The sequence below is a fragment of the Actinoplanes subtropicus genome, assembly GCF_000721705.1.
Classification (GTDB): domain Bacteria; phylum Actinomycetota; class Actinomycetes; order Mycobacteriales; family Micromonosporaceae; genus Actinoplanes; species Actinoplanes subtropicus.
Map to the genome: position 1 here is coordinate 277,358 of NZ_JOJL01000011.1, position 16,071 is coordinate 293,428.

The 16,071-nt window shown below is 72.0% G+C and carries 17 protein-coding genes and 1 pseudogene; 11 read left to right on the plus strand and 7 right to left on the minus strand.

Annotated elements, in window-relative coordinates; all coding sequences use genetic code 11:
• Window positions 1-124 precede the first annotated feature (124 nt).
• Complete coding sequence (locus IH26_RS0117775; protein ID WP_157437237.1) at window positions 125-1,045, plus strand: hypothetical protein; 921 nt, start codon at window positions 125-127, stop codon at window positions 1,043-1,045.
• Here the strand turns inward: IH26_RS0117775 and IH26_RS0117780 are convergent.
• A complete protein-coding gene (locus tag IH26_RS0117780; protein WP_030437321.1) occupies window positions 1,036-2,058 on the minus strand; it encodes an aldo/keto reductase in 1,023 nt (340 codons plus the stop codon). The two genes, IH26_RS0117775 and IH26_RS0117780, sit on opposite strands and share 10 nt — an antisense overlap.
• Complete coding sequence (locus tag IH26_RS0117785) at window positions 2,055-3,398, minus strand: FAD-dependent oxidoreductase (RefSeq protein ID WP_030437322.1); 1,344 nt, start codon at window positions 3,396-3,398, stop codon at window positions 2,055-2,057. The genes IH26_RS0117780 and IH26_RS0117785 overlap by 4 nt, the downstream gene beginning before the upstream one ends.
• 113 nt (window positions 3,399-3,511) lie before the next feature.
• On the opposite strand from IH26_RS0117785, the gene IH26_RS0117790 reads away from it, so the two are divergent.
• Window positions 3,512-4,075 (plus strand): hemerythrin domain-containing protein, encoded by a 564-nt coding sequence (locus tag IH26_RS0117790; protein ID WP_030437323.1) that lies wholly within the window; start codon window positions 3,512-3,514, stop codon window positions 4,073-4,075.
• 1 nt (window position 4,076) lies between these two features.
• Here the strand turns inward: IH26_RS0117790 and IH26_RS0117795 are convergent, their stop codons facing one another.
• Both IH26_RS0117795 and IH26_RS0117800 read right to left on the minus strand, forming a co-directional pair.
• Window positions 4,077-4,895 (minus strand): glycosyltransferase family 2 protein, encoded by an 819-nt coding sequence (locus IH26_RS0117795; protein ID WP_030437324.1) that lies wholly within the window; start codon window positions 4,893-4,895, stop codon window positions 4,077-4,079.
• Window positions 4,896-4,940: 45 nt separating this feature from the next.
• Window positions 4,941-6,134: a globin domain-containing protein gene (locus IH26_RS0117800; protein WP_030437325.1), complete on the minus strand. Its 1,194-nt coding sequence runs from the start codon at window positions 6,132-6,134 to the stop codon at window positions 4,941-4,943.
• 106 nt (window positions 6,135-6,240) lie between these two features.
• On the opposite strand from IH26_RS0117800, the gene IH26_RS0117805 reads away from it, so the two are divergent.
• The gene (locus IH26_RS0117805) at window positions 6,241-7,245 is read left to right on the plus strand and encodes an SDR family oxidoreductase (RefSeq protein WP_030437326.1); all 1,005 of its coding nucleotides are present in this window, start codon (window positions 6,241-6,243) and stop codon (window positions 7,243-7,245) included.
• Here the strand turns inward: IH26_RS0117805 and IH26_RS0117810 are convergent.
• Both IH26_RS0117810 and IH26_RS0117815 read right to left on the minus strand, forming a co-directional pair.
• Complete coding sequence (locus tag IH26_RS0117810) at window positions 7,232-8,104, minus strand: cation diffusion facilitator family transporter (protein ID WP_245665263.1); 873 nt, start codon at window positions 8,102-8,104, stop codon at window positions 7,232-7,234. The genes IH26_RS0117805 and IH26_RS0117810 overlap by 14 nt on opposite strands.
• Before the next feature lie 238 nt (window positions 8,105-8,342).
• Window positions 8,343-9,074 (minus strand): peptidylprolyl isomerase, encoded by a 732-nt coding sequence (locus IH26_RS0117815; RefSeq protein ID WP_030437328.1) that lies wholly within the window; start codon window positions 9,072-9,074, stop codon window positions 8,343-8,345.
• A 101-nt stretch (window positions 9,075-9,175) separates the two neighbouring features.
• Between IH26_RS0117815 and IH26_RS0117820 the strand changes: the two genes are divergently transcribed.
• The 7 genes and pseudogenes from IH26_RS0117820 (at window position 9,176) to IH26_RS0117845 (ending at window position 13,361) form a co-directional block, all read left to right on the plus strand.
• Window positions 9,176-9,628, plus strand: a complete 453-nt coding sequence (locus tag IH26_RS0117820; protein ID WP_030437329.1) for a hypothetical protein — start codon at window positions 9,176-9,178, stop codon at window positions 9,626-9,628.
• Window positions 9,625-10,845: an NRAMP family divalent metal transporter gene (locus IH26_RS0117825; RefSeq protein WP_030437330.1), complete on the plus strand. Its 1,221-nt coding sequence runs from the start codon at window positions 9,625-9,627 to the stop codon at window positions 10,843-10,845. Before IH26_RS0117820 ends, IH26_RS0117825 begins: the two co-directional genes overlap by 4 nt.
• 1 nt (window position 10,846) lies before the next feature.
• Entirely contained in the window at window positions 10,847-11,215 is a 369-nt protein-coding gene (locus IH26_RS0117830; protein WP_030437331.1) for a hypothetical protein, read from the plus strand.
• Window positions 11,208-11,495, plus strand: a complete 288-nt coding sequence (locus IH26_RS0117835; protein ID WP_030437332.1) for a PRC-barrel domain-containing protein — start codon at window positions 11,208-11,210, stop codon at window positions 11,493-11,495. Before IH26_RS0117830 ends, IH26_RS0117835 begins: the two co-directional genes overlap by 8 nt.
• 66 nt (window positions 11,496-11,561) lie before the next feature.
• Window positions 11,562-11,789: pseudogene (locus IH26_RS64500) on the plus strand (chemotaxis protein CheB); the annotation flags it as partial.
• 76 nt (window positions 11,790-11,865) lie between these two features.
• Entirely contained in the window at window positions 11,866-12,612 is a 747-nt protein-coding gene (locus IH26_RS64505; RefSeq protein WP_425394386.1) for a hypothetical protein, read from the plus strand.
• A 20-nt stretch (window positions 12,613-12,632) separates the two neighbouring features.
• A complete protein-coding gene (locus IH26_RS0117845) occupies window positions 12,633-13,361 on the plus strand; it encodes an ATP-binding protein (RefSeq protein WP_030437334.1) in 729 nt (242 codons plus the stop codon).
• On the opposite strand, the gene IH26_RS0117850 is transcribed toward IH26_RS0117845, so the two are convergent.
• Entirely contained in the window at window positions 13,347-14,465 is a 1,119-nt protein-coding gene (locus tag IH26_RS0117850; protein WP_030437335.1) for a SigB/SigF/SigG family RNA polymerase sigma factor, read from the minus strand. The two genes, IH26_RS0117845 and IH26_RS0117850, sit on opposite strands and share 15 nt — an antisense overlap.
• 215 nt (window positions 14,466-14,680) lie before the next feature.
• Between IH26_RS0117850 and IH26_RS0117855 the strand changes: the two genes are divergently transcribed.
• Entirely contained in the window at window positions 14,681-15,883 is a 1,203-nt protein-coding gene (locus IH26_RS0117855; protein ID WP_245665265.1) for an MFS transporter, read from the plus strand.
• Window positions 15,884-16,071: the final 188 nt, after the last annotated feature.

The window sequence follows — 16,071 nt, forward strand, 5'->3', positions numbered from 1 at the left end:
GCATCGATGAGAGTCGACGACCGGCCGAATGTCAAGGTTTGTTAACTGTTCCCGGAGGGGTCGCCGGCGTCCGGTCCCGCCCGCGTCGCATTCGGCGAGCGAGATAGGCAGTTGGTGGTGCTCCGTGGAATGGGTCGATCTGATCCAGCCGAAAGAAGTTGTGGCAAAGAGCGGATCGGGTGATGTCGCGCGCTGGCAACAATGTGAAGCTGGCTCCCGCCGGGCGTCCGACTCGGTGGCGGTTTTGAGGGGATTTGCAGCGTGGAGAACGGTTCGGTCGACCATTTTCCATTCCATGCGGTTGCGCCTTCAGGAGGAGAACGTGGACGTGCCGGATACGACGGGGTCGACGTTCACCGGCGCCACGGTGGTGGTCGCCATGACGTTTTTCGCGCTTTTGCTCTGCCTGCCGCTGATCGGGTATGTGGTCTGGATCTGGCGGCCTCTGCGGGTCAACAGCACCGCCACCGGGCTGCGCCGGGGGTGGCGCCTCGGCCACGTCACCGGCGAGGTGCTGGCGTCGCGGCGAGACACGGACACCACTGTCATCACCGAGTACGGCTACTTCCCGGGCAGCTCCTACCCGTCGTCCCGGACCCAGGTCAAGATCGACGTGTACGACACCCTGAACCTGAGGCTGGCCGACGGGCGGAGCCACACCGTTCAGGTCCTCAACTTCAACGTCACTGCCTTTCGCGGCCAGATCGCGAGCTTCTGGACCGCGTACAAGGGACAGAGCGCTTTCACCTTCGCGGTCCTCAACCACACCACCCGGCAGCAGAATGTGAACGATCGGCAGGTCTTCAAAATTATGCTGTCGCCGGTCCTCCAGATCGTCTTCGTGATCTACCTGATCGGGCTCGTTCTGCCCATCTCGTTCCTATCCGTCTTCGGTGGCAAGGGCATTCCGCTTCTTATGTGGTTCGTCCTGTTGATCCTGTTCGTCATCGGGCAGCGCCGGGTACGGCGCAAATTCGGCGCTAAAGGCATGGCCACGATCTGGCGGGTGAGTCAGGCCGAGGCTCAGCAAATGTTTCACGCGTAGCGGCGGTCACGCTGGGCGATGCCCTGCGGGCCGTACGGGTACTCGCCCACCGCCGGCGTGCTGGCCTCGGTGAGCAGCTCCGTCTGCTTCTCCGACAGCTGCAGGTCGGCGACGCCCAGATTGTCGTCGAGCTGTTCGAGCGTACGGGCGCCCAGGATCACCGAGGTGACCGCCGGACGGTCCGCCAGCCAGGCCAGCGACACCTGCGACATCGACACGCCGCTCTCGTCCGCGACGCGGCGGACGGCGTCGAGGACGCGCCACGTGCGACTGTCGGAGTTGCGCGGGCCGTACGCCTCCATGCCGCGTGCCGGATCCTCGCCGAGGCGGGTGGCGCCGGTGGGTTCGTGGTCGCGGGTGTACTTGCCGGTCAGCCAGCCACCGCCCAGCGGGGACCAGGGCAGGATGCCGATGTTCTCGTTGCGGCACACGTCGACGAGCTCGAACTCGATCTCGCGGACCAGCAGGTTGTACTGCGGCTGCAGGGTGACGATCGGGGCGAGGCCGCGGAACTGGGTGATCAGCGCCGCCTTCTGCAGCTGCCAGCCGAGGAAGTTGCTGACCCCGGCGTACCGGATCTTGCCGGCGTGGACCGCGTCGTCGAAGAACGCGAGCGTCTCCTCGATCGGGGTCAGCGGGTCCCAGGCGTGCGCCTGGTAGAGGTCGATCGTCTCGACGCCGAGGCGGCGCAGGCTGGCGTCGAGCGCGCGGGTCAGGTTCACCCGGCTCAGCCCGGCCGAGTTCGGGTCGTCGGCCATCGGGAAGCGGCCCTTGGTGGCGATGACGAGCCGGTCCCGTACGCCGGACCGGGCCGCCAGCCAGCGGCCGATGGCCTCCTCGGAGACGCCGCGGGAGTAGACGTTCGCGGTGTCGACGAAGTTGCCGCCGGCCTCGACGAAGCGGTCGAGCTGGGCGTGCGACACCTCCTCGCTGCTCTCCTTGCCGAAGGTCATGGTGCCCAGGCACAGGGTCGACACGACGGTGCCGGTGCCGCCCAGGGTTCGATATCTCATCCACCTAGGATCGCCTGGATCGGGGAGAACCGCTCGACGCGTGCGACGATCTCCGGCCGCAGCAGCGTCGGCGGCGGCTCGACGAGGCTGGTCACCCGCACCAGGGCCGCGGCGACCTCGGCGTCCTCGGTGGCCGCCAGCTGCAGCCGGCGCAGGTAGTCGGGGGTGAGCGGCGAGTCGGGCAGGGCCGGGCCGGTCACCCCGGGCAGGGCCAGGTCGGCGCCGACGGCCATCCGCCAGGGCGCCTCCAGGGCGCGGGCGACGGCCTGGAAGTAGCGGTACGGGTCGGGTTCGGCGCCGTGGCTCAGCTCCTCGGCCAGGGCGGCGGCGTTCATCGCGGCGACGGACATGCCCTGGCCGTACACCGGGTTGAAGCCGCAGGTCGCGTCGCCGGTGACGAGCAGGCCGGCGGGCAGCCGGCGCAGCTGGTCGTAGCGGTATCGCACGTACGCCGGGAAGCGGAACGCCACCGGTGCGCCGAGCGGTTTCGCGGCGCGGAGGAGGTCGTAGGTGTCGGCCGTGGCGAGGGTCCGCGCGTACGCCGGGAGTTCGTCGTAGGCGAGCGGCGGCCGTTCGCCGCGCACCCCGGCGAGCGTGAGGAGGATCCGGCCGCCCTCCAGCCGCTGCATCACCGAGCTGCGCAGCTGGCCGGGGTAGCGGGCGGTGACCACCACCAGGTCGTCGCCCATCAGCTCGCCGGGGGCCGTGACCAGGCACGAGCTGTACGCCAGGTCGATGCCGACCCGGTCGGCCGACGGCGACTCGTAGCCCAGCTCGGCCAGCCACCGCGGTGTCCGGGAACCGCGGCCGGTGGCGTCGACGACCAGATCGGCCGCCAGCACGGACGCGCCCGAGCCGTCCCGGCGGGCCACGGCCGCGCCGGTGATCCGGTCCCGGCCCTCCGACGTGCGGAGCCCGGTCACGTCGTACGCCTCAAGGATTTTGACGTTCGGCAGTGCCCGCACCTGTTCGCGGACCGTGCCCTCCAGCAGCGGCCGGCTCGCCGACAGGGCGGTCAGGCCGGCCACCTTCCGGCGCAGCGCCAGCCCGTTGAGGTTCCAGCGGACGTTGGCCAGGATGTCGCCGGTCAGCCCGCCGGCGGCGGTCACCCGCGCGGTGAAGCCCGGCAGCAGGTCCTCGATGACCTGCAGACCGCGGGGCAGCATGGCGTGCACGTGGTGCCCGTGCGGTACGCCCCGGCGCGGCACCCCCGTGCCGGGTAAATGGTCTTTTTCGATGATGGTGACGGTGGTGTAGCGGTCGGCCAGCACCCGCGCGGCCAGCAGGCCGCCGATGCTCCCGCCCAGCACCAGCGCGTGTTCGCCGGTGGTTGCGACCATGACGTTTGCTCCCCTCGTGCCCGATCGGGACAGCCGAGGCTGACACCGTTCGAGGCGTTCCGGCATCGGTGTTGCCGTGCATACGACATGTCAGAAGGGGTACGCCAGGAGCCATGACTGACACCGCAACCCCCGACGTGGTCGACGTCCTCACCGCCGACCACCGTGACGTCACCGCGCTGATCGGTGAGATCTGGACGATCCGTGACCCGATGATGCGCCGTGACCTGACCGACACCGCGATCAGCGAGCTGGTCCGGCACGCCGTGGCCGAGGAGATGTACGTCTACCCGGCCATGCGCAAGCACCTGCCCGACGGCGAGAAGGCCGTCGCCCACGACACCGAGGAGCACCAGGAGCTCGAGGAGGCCATGAAGGACCTCGAAGGGCTCGAGGTGAACGACCCGAAGTTCGACGGGACGCTGCGCCGGCTGGAGACGATGCTCGCCGACCACATCCAGGACGAGGAGTCCGAGCAGTTCCCCGAGCTGCGCCAGCGCATCCCGCACGACGAGCTGGTGGCGATGGCCGCGAAGGTCGAGCGGGCCAAGAAGCTGGCACCGACCCGGCCGCACCCGAGCGCGCCGCACAGCGAGCTGTTCCACAAGATCGCCGGCCCTGGTGTCGGCCTGGTGGACCGGGTCAAGGACCTGATCACGCAACGCGCCACCAGGTAACTCAGTTGCCGAGCAGGCGCAGCGCGGTCTCCACCTCGTACGGCAGGGAGCGGCGGCGGCGCAGCGCCCACGGGAGATCGCCGAGCAGGCCGGCGACCGCGACCGGGTCGCTGCGCAGCGCGGCCGCGAACGCGCCGGCCACCTGCTGCGGTGGCCGGCGCAGCAGCGCGGTCAGCACCCGGTTGCGGGTCTCCCGGCGGCGCCGCGCCCGCGGGTCCCGGCCGGCCTGTTCCGGGAAGTGCCGGACCACCAGGTCGGGGGCGTAGCTGAGGCGCCAGCCGGCCGCGGCCAGGTCCATCGCCAGCAGGGCTTCCTCGCCGTACAGGAAGAGCCTTGGCTGGAAACCGCCGACCGCGAGGAACGCTTCCCGCCGCACCACGACGGCACAGGAGAGGAAGCCCAGCACGGACGGGCCGGGGCTGCCCGGGGGATTGCCGAGCGGCGCGGTGGCCATTCCGGCCGAGACCGGGTCGAGGCGACCGGCCGCGCCGACCCGCACCTGGGCGGTGAGCACGGCGGTCCGGGAGTGCGCGTGCAGCAGTTCGGCGGCGCGGGCCAGCGAGCCGGGCGCCCAGTACGAGTCGTCGTCGGCGAACGCCACGAACGGGGTGTCCGCCCGCTCGACGCCGATGTTGCGGGCGGCCGCGCCCAGGTTGTCGTCGAGCCGGATCAGGCGCGCCCCGTCGGCGCCGAGCGGCTGGTCGGAACCGTTGTCCACCACGATGACGGGAGCGCGGTGCCGGGGGAGGGTCTCCCGCAGCCGGTCGGGCCGGTTGTGGGACACCACGACTACGGTGACGTCGCCAGTCTCAGGGGTCATGCCGGGGCGGCGTACCCCATCGGGCGTGGATCTAACGTCGCCGGGTCATTCCCGGTCGGCCTGCCACAGGTCGGGGCCGAACACCTCGTACTGGATGTCGGCCGGGACCACGCCGCGGCCGATCAGCGCGCTGCGCACCGACTGCAGGAACGGCAGGGGTCCGCACAGGTAGTAGAGCGCGTCCTCCGGCAGGTCGACGTGGCTCAGGTCCATCGTGCCCTCGAAGACGCCGTCGGCCGGCAGGTCGCTCTCCGGGCCGTTCTCGTACCACAGGTACAGGTGGGACTTGGGCAGGTGGGCCAGGTCGTCGACGATCTGGCGGCGGAGCGGGAACGCGGACTCCTCGCCGTCCGCGTGCAGCACCGTGACGTCCAGGTGGGAGCCGGCCGCGACCAGGTGGGACACCATGCCGGCCATCGGGGCGACGCCGATGCCGGCGCTGGCGAAGACCACCGGGCGGCCGGCGTCGTCGAGGACCACATCGCCGTACGGGACGCTCATGGTCAGCTCGTCGCCCGGCTGGATGTCGTCGTGCAGCAGGTTCGACACCTCGCCGCCCGGGGTGCGCTTGACCGCGAAGTACCGGTGCTCGCCGTCGTCGGCGCGCACCAGGCTGAACTGGCGGGGCTGGCGGATCCCGTCGGGCATCCGGACCAGGACGCTGACGTACTGGCCGGGGAGCGACGTGCGCACCGAGCGGTCGTCCATCCGGCGCATCACGAACAGGACCACGTCGTCGGTCTCCCGCACCTTGCTCGCCACCCGCCAGCGCCGCCAGACCCGCTCGGCGGTGACGCCCCGGGCGCTGTAGAGGCCGCGTTCCTGGTGGATCAGCGCGTACGCCATCAGCCAGTAGACCTCCTCCCAGGCCGCGGCGACCGCCGGGGTGACCGCGTCGCCGAGCACGTCGCCGATCGCCCACATCAGGTGGTCCCGGACGATCTCGTACTGGTCCGGGCGCAGCCCGAGCGAGGCGTGCTTGTGCGCGATCCGGGTGAGCAGCCGGTCGGGCAGCTGCGGCGGGTCGGCCAGCAGCGCCGACGCGAACACGGCGACCGCGCCGGCCAGTGCCTTGGGCTGCGAGCCCGCCCGCTGGTTGCCCCGGTTGAACAGGCCGTCCCGCAGTTCCGGGTGCGCGGCGAACATGTGCGCGTAGAACCGGGCGGCGATCTCCTCGATGTGGCCGGCCACCAGCGACAGCGTGGCTTTGACGACCGGCCGGGCGCTCTCCGACAACACAGCCCGAGCCTAGGCACACCCGGGCCGTCCCGTGGGCCGATCCGGGTGTTCGGTGGGCCGGCCGCGGGTACGTCTCGGACATCGAGCCGATGAGGGAGGAAACATCATGTCCGATCCACGAGTCGTGGTGGTGACCGGGGCGAGCGGCGGCGTCGGCCGGGCGGTGGCCCGCCGGTTCGGCGCGCGCGGCGACCGGGTCGCCCTCGTGGCCCGCGGCGAGAAGGGCCTGGAGGCCGCCGCCGAGGAGATCACCGGGGCGGGCGGCCGGGCGCTGCCGCTGCCCGCCGACGTCGCCGACTACGACGCGGTCGACGCCGCGGCGGCCAAGGCGGAGAGCGAACTGGGCCCGATCGACATCTGGGTCAACGTCGCGTTCTCCTCGGTCTTCGCGCCGTTCGACCAGATCAAGCCCAGCGAGTTCCGGCGGGTCACCGAGGTCAGCTACCTCGGCTACGTGCACGGCACGCACGCGGCGCTGACCAGGATGAAGCCGCGCGACCGCGGGACGATCGTGCAGGTCGGCTCGGCGCTGGCCTACCGCGGCATCCCGCTGCAGACCGCGTACTGCGGGGCCAAGCACGCGATCCAGGGCTTCAACGAGGCGCTGCGCTGCGAACTGCTGCACGAGCACAGCGGCGTGCGGACCACCATGGTGCAGCTGCCGGCCGTCAACACGCCCCAGTTCACCTGGCTGCGCTCCCGGCTGAGTCGGCACGCCCAGCCGGTTCCGCCGATCTATCAGCCCGAGGTCGCGGCCAGGGCGATCGTGTACGCGTCGGACCACCCCGGCCGGCGCGAATACTGGGTGGGCGCCTCCACGGCCGGCACCCTGCTGGCCAACGCGGTGGCGCCAGCCGTCCTGGACCGCTACCTGGCCCGCACCGGTTTCCAGTCCCAGCAGACCGATCAGCCGCACGATCCCCACGACCCGGGCAACCTGTGGCGCGCCGAGGACGACGAGGACGGCCACGACTTCGGCGCGCACGGCGAGTTCGACGCGAAGTCCAAGGACCGCAGCGTGCAGGTGTGGGCGTCGCAGCATCACGGCCTGCTGGGCGTGGCCGGGGCCGCGGCTCTCACCCTGGCGGCCGTCGGGCTCAGGAAGCGGTGACCGTCACGGTGACCTGCGCGATCGAGGGGTCGGCCTGGAGCTCCGCACGGAGCCGGTCGACCCTCTCGATCAGCGCGCCGGCCGAAACCCCGTCGAGCGCCGGCGTCACCAGGACGTTGACCAGCAGGCTCGACGGCCCGACGTAGACGGCGTTCACGGTGGTGGGCTCGCCGACCCAGTCGGTCTCCGCCACCCGCCGCCGGATCGGCTCGACCACGTCCTCCGGCGCGGACGCCTCGAGCAGCAGCCCCTTCGACTTGCGGGCGAGCAGGATCGCCACCCCGATCAGCAGAATGCCGATCGCGATGCTGCCGATCGCGTCCCAGGCCGCCCAGCCGGTCACCGCGTGCAGGACCAGCCCGGCCAACGCGAGGGCGATGCCGATCAGCGCCGCGGTGTCTTCCAGGAAGACGGTGGTGGCGCTCGGGTCGGAGGCGCGGACCAGATGCTGCCGCATCGACCGGCTGCGCCGCCGGGACTCCTGCTTGAGCTGCTTGCGGGCGGTGTGCCAGGAGTAGCCCTCGAAGCCGGCGGCGACCAGCAGCACGCCGATCCCGATCCACTGTGACTCGACCGGCTCGGGGACCAGCAGGCTGCGCACGCCCTCACCGATCGAGAGCGTGCCGCCGATCAGGAAGATGCCGAGCGCGGCGAGGAAGGCCCAGAAGTACCGCTCCTGCCCGTAGCCGAACGGCCGGGACGGGTCCGGCCCCTTGGTCGACTTCCGCAGCCCGACGAAGAGCAGCACCTCGTTCCCGGTGTCGGCGACCGAGTGCAACGCCTCCGCCCACATCGACGCCGACCCGGTCAGCACCGCCGCCACGATCTTCGCCAGGGCGATCGCGAGGTTGGCAGCCACCGCAACGATCACCGTACGGTAACTTCCGCCGGCCATACCCAGCTCGTACCCGATTCACCGGCGCAAATAACCAGATCAAATTCCCGCTACCGTACGGGTCGGCCGGGTCCCGCCTCGGCCGGGCGAGCTGGGTGCCGTCCCGGCCCTTTGCCGCCCGCATCCGGGCGGAGACTGCAACGCGGGCAGGCCGGCCCGGGCGTCGGCCCACCCTCACTGCCGCCGCTCACGGCCGTCGCTTTCAGCAGGTGCCGGCCTTGACGATCTCGGTACGCAAGGCGGGCGGCCCGTCGACCGGCGCCGGGTCGTCCGGGGTGGGCTGCACCCCGCCGGCGGCGACGCGGTCGAGCGTCCGCAATCCCGCCGGCTCCACCGTGCCGAAGATGGTGTAGTTCGGCCGCAGCGCGGAGTTGGCGTAGACCAGGAAGAACTGGCTCCCGTTGGTGTCCGGTCCGGCGTTGGCCATGGCCAGCACCCCGCGGGCGTACACGCGCCGGACGCCGGTCGGGTCGGTCGGCGCGGGCGGCAGGTTGGTCGGCAGCTCGTCCTTGAACTGATAGCCCGGGCCACCCTCGCCGGTACCGGTGGGGTCACCGCACTGCAGCACGCTCAGCGTCGGATAGGCGGTGAGCCGGTGACAGATCGTCCGGTCGTAGAACCGGTGCCGGACAAGGTGCAGGAAGCTCTGCACCGTGCACGGCGCCTCCGCCCGGTCGAGCCGCAGCGGGATCGGCCCGAGGTTGGTACGCAGCAGCACCCGGACGTAGCCCCGGCTGGGCGTGGGCGCCGGGTCGCGCGGCAGCGGCACCGGCCGCGCGGCAGGCTCGTCCGGCGTCGGCGTGTACGCGCACGGCCCACTGGTAGGCCCCGGCGAGCCGGCCCCCGCCGCCCACGCCGGAGCGGCCCCGCCGGCGCCGAGCGTGACCACCGCGAGCGCGACGACGAGTGTTCGTTTCAGCAACGCCTGGATCATCGACCCTCCCTGAAGTCCCCCAACCGGCCCTGTCTAATCGATGTCCGTTGATGCCGTCAAGGCGTGATCGAAAGTTGCGGGAACGGGGTATACGGCGTGGCGTGAACGGAAAAGGCAGGGTCGCGATCGCGGGGGCCGCCGTGCTGGTGCTGTGGGGTGGGTTCGCGTACGACGTTTCGAAGCCTGCCGGCTATCGGGCGTACGAGCGGACCATGGTCCAGGTGGCCGGGTCGGCGCACGACGCGGCGCAGACCGGGCGGCTGACCGGGGAGCAGGAGCTGGCCGGGAACGTGACCCAGCTATTCGCGCGGACGTCGTTCGACGACGCGGCCAAGGCGCTGGCCGGGGCGCAGAAGAAGTTCGCGAGCCAAGGGCCGCCCGATCAGCGGTCGGCGGGGCTGCGGGATCGGCTCAGTCCGCTGCTGGCCTCGGCCGTGGTGGCGCTCGGGGACACCGCCGAGGCGCCGGACGATGCGGCGCTGCGGGACGGGGTGCACCGGTTGGACGAGCTCGCGGGCAAGCTTGACGACTTTCTCAAGGCGTACGGGCAATGAAACGCCTCTTGTCGATCGCCCTCGGGATCCTGACCGCTATCGGCGGGTTCGTCGACATCGGCGACATCGTGGCCAACGCCGAGGCGGGTGCGCGGTTCGGGATCGCGCACGCCTGGGTGCTGCTGGTCGGGGTGGTGGGGATCTGCGCGTACGCGGAAATGAGCGGGCGGGTCAGTGCGGTGAGCGGGCGTCCGGTCTTCGACCTGGTGCGCGAGCGGCTCGGACCGCGGGTGGCGCTGGCCAATCTGGGCGGCTCGCTGCTGGTCACCGTGCTGACGCTGGGCGCGGAGATCGGGGGCGTCGGGCTGGCGCTGCAGCTGGCCACCAGCGTCAGCTACCTGCTGTGGGTGCCGCTGGTCGCGTTCGTGCTCTGGGTGGTGCTGTGGCGGGCCAAGTTCACCGTGCTGGAGAACGTGTTCGGGCTGACCGGGCTGGCCCTGGTGGTGTTCGTGATCGCGTTCTTCAGGCTCGGGGTGAGTCCGGCGGAGTTGTGGCATCCGGGGCCGCCGCCGGGGGAGGACTGGGGTACCTATTGGTTCTTCGCGGTGGCGCTGTTCGCGTCGGCGCTCACGCCGTACGAGGTCTTCTTCTTCTCCTCGGGCGCGGTGGAGGAGCGATGGTCGCGCAAGGACCTGCTCACCTCGCGGGTGAACGTCTTCGTCGGCTTTCCGCTCGGCGGGCTGCTCGCCTTCGCCCTGATGCTCACCTCGGCAGCGGTGTTCCAGCCGCTGGGCGCCTCGGTGGACACGCTGTCGCAGGCGGCGATGCCGGCCGCGATCGCGTTCGGCAAGATCGGGATGGCGGTGGCGATCCTCGGGTTCTTCGCGGCCACCTTCGGCGCGGCGATGGAGACCGCGCTGTCCACCGGCTACACGGTGGCGCAGTACCTGGGCTGGAACTGGGGCAAGCTGCGCCGGCCGCGGGAGGCCGCCCGGTTCCACACCGTGGTCATCATCGGCATCCTGGTCGGGGTGGCGGTGCTGTTCACCACGATCGACCCGATCCAGCTCACCGAGTACACGCTGCTGTTCAGCGCGGTCGCGCTGCCGCTGACCTACCTGCCGATCCTGGTGGTGGCCAACGACCGCGGCTATCTCGGCGACCGGGCCAACGGGCGGTTCGCCAACGTGCTGGGGGTGACGTACCTGATCGTGGTGGTGCTCGCGGCGGTCGCGGCGGTGCCCTTGATGATCATCACGCGGATGGGAGGCGGCTGACATGCTCATCGGCTTCGACCTGCTGGACCGGCAGATCGTCGACCGGGACGCCGAGCCGGTCGGCAAGGTGGACGACGTCGAGCTGGAGTACGACGAGCGCGGCGACGCGTACGTGACCGGGCTGCTGGCCGGCCAGCAGGCGCTCGGCGAGCGGATCGGCGGCCGGCTCGGCCGGTGGATCTCGGCGGTGGCCCGGCGGATGTCCGAGCCGCCCGACCAGCCGCCGATCCGGATCGGCTACGACCTGGTCGCGGAGGTCACCAGCGCGGTGTCCCTGTCGGTGGCCCGGGAACTGCTGCCCGACCCGCCGCTGGAGGGCTGGCTGGCCACTCACCTGATCGGGCGGATCCCGGGGGCGGGCGATGCCTAGGGGACGGGCGAGCGACCTGCTCGGCCGGACGGTCGCGGACACCGGCGGCGAGCCGCTGGGCCGGATCGCCGACCTGGTCGTCGACGACCGCAACCGGATCACCGCGGTGATGGTCGTGCGCGGTCGCTGGGGGCGGCTGCTGGGCTACGAACGGGACGAGATGCGCGGGCCGTGGCTGCTGGAACAGCTGGCCCGGCGGGCCTGGCGGCGCAACGCCGTCGAGATCCCGTGGGAGCGGCTGCGGCGCGACGAGTCCGGCGCCCCGCTGGAGGTAGGCTAGGTCGTGGCGCATCGCGACGTGGTCGTGGTGGGTGCCTCGGCCGGTGGGGTCGAGGCGCTCCGGGCCATGGTGGGCGGCCTGCCAGCCGCCTTCGCCGCGTCGATCCTGGTGGTGCTGCACGTGCCGCCGGATTCCCCGACTGCCCTCCCGCGTATCCTCGACCGCTCCGGCCCGCTCCCCGCGCGCACCGCCTTCGACGGCGAGCCGCTGCTGCCGGGGCGCATCTATGTGGCGCCGCCCGGCCGGCACCTGCTCGTGCTCGACCACCGGGTTCGGCTCAGCCGCGGCCCGTCGGAGAACGGGCACCGCCCGGCGGTCGACCCGCTGTTCCGCTCGGCCGCCCGCGCGGCCGGGGCCGCGGGTGATCGCGGTGGTGCTCGAGGAGCAGGCGGTGGCGACCGAGGGCGCGCTGTGGACGGCGCTGCGCGCGCTGGAGGAGAAATCGGCGCTCAGCCGCCGGATGGCCGACCGCGAGCGCCCCGGCCGCGCCCGGTTCACCCGGATGGCCGAGGACGCGGAGCACGCCGGACGGCTGATTCGCGATCTGCTCACCCGGCTCGCCGCGAGCACGGCGAGCCACGCCGAGCAAGCGCTGAGGTACGGTGACGGCCGTGGAGGCGGTGGACGGGCAGTTCGAGGACCTCCTTCTGCATGTCAAGGAGGTGCGCGGCTTCGACTTCACCGGGTACGAACGGTCCAGCCTGGTGCGCCGGGTCGACCGCCGGATGGCCAGGTGCAGATCGAGGGCTACCCGGAGTACCAGGACTACCTGGAGGTCCACCAGGACGAGTTCACCGCGCTGTTCAACACCATCCTGATCAACGTGACCGCCTTCTTCCGCGACTCCGAGGCCTGGGACTACCTGCGCGCCGAGGGCGGCGCGCTGCTCAACCTCGACATCGGCCTGCCGGTCGACCGGCACCGCCCGCTGGTGCGCCGAGCGCTGTCCGGCGACGCGGCCACCGACGAACTCGTCCTCCAAGCGGTGAACCGGCGGGGCCGGCCGGTCAGCGTGCGGGTGGTCTGCAGCCCGCTGGCGAGCGTGGGGGAGCCGTCCGGGGCGATCATCGCCATGGAGGCCGGGGAGTTTGCCCCTGGACGCGGTGGGCATCCGTAGACCGAACGGAGGGATGGACGATGACGGGCCCGCTGGCATGGACGGTCGGTGAGGCCGCCGGGCTCGCCTTGGTCACCGTCCGCGGGCGCCTCGACCTGGGGGGCACCCCGGGATTCCGTACGGCGCTGCTGAAGTGCCTGGCCGAGCAGCCGGAGGCGGTCCTGGTCGACCTCTCGGAGATGGAGCTGGTCGAGGACACCGCGCTGGCCCTGTTCACCGCGGTGGCCCGGCAGGCCGCCCGCTGGCCGGGCACCCCGATCCTGCTCTGCGGTCCCTCCCCGCAGGTCACCGAGCTGCTGGAAGGCGGCCGGTACGGCAAGGTGGCGATCCGCTCCGGCGTCGCCGAGGCCCGGCGCGAGGTCGCCTCGGGCGCGGTGGTCACGCCCTCGCTCAGCGACCAGCTGCTGCCGATCGCCGGCGCGGTGCGGCACGCCCGCGACGTGGTCACCGAGGCCTGCCTGGCCTGGGAGCTGCCCGAGCTGGTCGGGCCGGCCAGCCTGGTCGCCAGCGAGCTGACCGCCAATGCGGTCGAGCACGCGGGCACGATGATGACCGTCCGGATCACCAGGCGCACCCGGTACGTGCACGTCGCGGTGCGGGACGGCTCGACCGACCCGCCGCTGCTCAACCGGTCGGCCGGGCTCACCGAGCGCGGCCGGGGGCTGCTGCTGGTGGACGCGATCGCGCGGCACTGGGGCTGGCTGCCGACGGGCGACGGCAAAGTGGTGTGGGCGTCACTCCGTGAGTAGGTCCGGTACCCCCGAGGCCGCGACGATCTTTTTCACGTACGCCTGAAGCCCGGTGACCTTGATCTTCACGCCGCGCACCCGGGCCGCCTGGTGCACGGTCACCAGGACGCCGACGCCGGCCGCGTCGAGCAGCGGCACGCCACCCAGGTCGACGGTCAGGTGCCGCATCCGCCCGCCGTCGCGCAGCACGGTGAGCAACTCGTCGCGCAGGTGGCCGGCGTTGTCCCGGTCGATCTCCCCGGACACCCGGGTCTCGATCGCGTCGCCGTGGAACCGGGTGGTCAGCGCCAGCCGGTGATCGGTCTCGTCGGCGCCCGACCACGGCGGCAGGGTGTCGGTCAGCATCGCCTGCCGCAGCCAGGCCAGCGCCCGGGCCAGCAGCCGGGACACGTGCATCTGCGAGACACCCAGCTCCTGGGCGATCTCCGCCTGGCTCAGGTTGCCGTAGAAGCGCAGCCCCAGGATCCGCCGCTCCCGCTCGGGCAGCCGGAGGATCAGCCGCTCCACGCTGGCCCGGTCGTCGACCAGCTCCAGATCCGGGTCGTCGGCGCCGATCAGATCGCCCACCTCGACGCCGTCGTAGCCCTCGGCGTGCGCGTTCAGGGAGCCCGGGGCGTACGCGGCGCCCGAGACCACTGCCTCCCGCACGTCGGCGACCGGCACGCCGAGCCGGTCGGCGACCTCCTCCTCGGTGGGGCGGCGGGACAGCCCGGCGGTCAGCGCGACGCGGGCCTGGGCGACCTCCAGGCTGAGATCCTGCAGGCGGCGGGGTACGTGCACGCCCCAGCCGTGGTTACGGAAGTGCCGCTTGAGCTCGCCGGTGATGGTGACGATGGCGTACGCGGTGAACGAGCCCCGCTCCGGGTCGTACCGGTTGACCGATTTGACCAGCCCCAGCCGGGCCACCTGCTCCAGGTCGTCGGCCGGCTCGCCGCGCCCGCGGTAGCGCCGCGCCAGCCGGCGGGCGAACGGCAGCGCGACCCCGACGAACTCGGCCCGCAGCCGTTCCCGGGCCGGCTCCTCCGCGCCGGCGCAGGCCCGCGTGTACTCCTCGGCCGCGAGGTCAAGATCCTCGAGCGGTTCGAACTCGTCGGTGACCGGCATGGCGGACCCCTCCGCAGAATTCGTTGCCCTGTGTCAACAAAACTCTCTCCCCCGCTTGCACTGGTTCAAACATTTCCACCCTGCATGTAGTTGCGGATCGGGAGTACCCGCGACGGCGGGCGAAGCAAACGACGAGCGCTTCCCGAACAGGTGATCGGCGCCGAGAGACGGCGTACGAGATCGGTTTGGGGTTGTCCGTCTTGCGATTCGCGCCGTTGAGGGAGCGTAACTACCGCCTGTGGGCCGGGGCGGACCTGGTGTCCACCGCCGGGACCTGGATGCAGGTGCTCGGGCTGAACTGGGTGATCCTGTCCACCACCGGCTCGGCCGCGCTGATGGGCGCGGTCGTACTGCTCCAGTCCCTGCCGGTGTTGCTGCTGGGCAGCTGGGGCGGTGCGCTGGCCGACCGGCTGCCGGCCCGGCCGGCGCTGATCGCCTGCCAGGCGTTGCGCGCCGCGCTGGCCTTCGCCCTGCTCGCCGGCGCGAGCCACGCGCTGATCGTGGCGGTCGCGCTGTCCTCCGGGGTGATCAGCGCCTTCGAGGGGCCGGTCCTGGGACGCTTCGGCTCGGCGCTGGTGCCGCGGTCGGCGCTCGGGTCGGCGCTGGCCCTCGGCTCGGTGCTGAGCTCGGCGGGGCGGATCGGCGGGATGGCGCTCGGCGGCGTGCTGGTCGGTCTGACCGGGCCGGGAGTGCTCTTCCTGATCAACGGCGTCTCGTACCTCGGGGTGATCGCGGCGCTGGTCGCGATGCGCACCGGATCGTTGCGGGCGCTGCCGGCGGCGGCCGCCGGCGAGGGCGGGATCCGGGCCGGGTTCCGGTACGTGCTGGGCCGCCCGGTGGTGCTGATCGTGCTGGGGCTGTCGTTCGTGCTGGGGTCGCTGGGCCGCAACTACCAGGTCAGCATGGCGGCCATGGCGGCGGGGCCGCTGCACGGCGGGGCGGGGGCGTACGGGCTGCTCTCCACGGCGTTCGCGGTGGGGGCGGTGGCGGGTGGGCTGCTGCTGGCGGGGAGTGGGCGCTCGACCTTGGGCGTGTTGGTGGCCACGGGAGTGGGGATCAGCGTGCTGCAGATCGGGGCGGGGGTCGCGCCGTCGGTGGCGAGCTTTGCCGGGGTGCTGCTGCCGATCGCGGCGGGGGCGGTGGTGTTCGACACGGTGGTGTCGACCCGGGTTCAGCTGGACACGCGGGAGGACATGCGGGGACGGGTGCTGGCGACGATGGGGATCGTGTCGTCGCTGTCGGGGATGGTGGGAGCGCCGGCGGTGGGGTGGCTGGCGGACACGTTGGGGGCTCGGGGAGGGCTGATCGTCTGCGGGATGGTCACCACTGTGGTGGCGGTGGGTGGGGCGGTGGCGCTGGGGCGGGTCGCCGGGATCGGCTTGCCGGGGGGGGGGCGGGTCGCTGAGCAGGCGGCCTGACTTTCGCGCCGGGTTCGCTCGCCGGGTTCGCTCGCCGGGTTCGCTCGCTGGGTTCGCTCGCTGGGTTCGCTCGCCGGGCGAGATACTAGCTGAGCGAGATACTAGCTCGGCGAGATACTTGTTGGGCGAGATGCTCGCCGAGCGAGATACTTACTAGGCGAGATGCTCGCGGAGCGAGATACTAACTC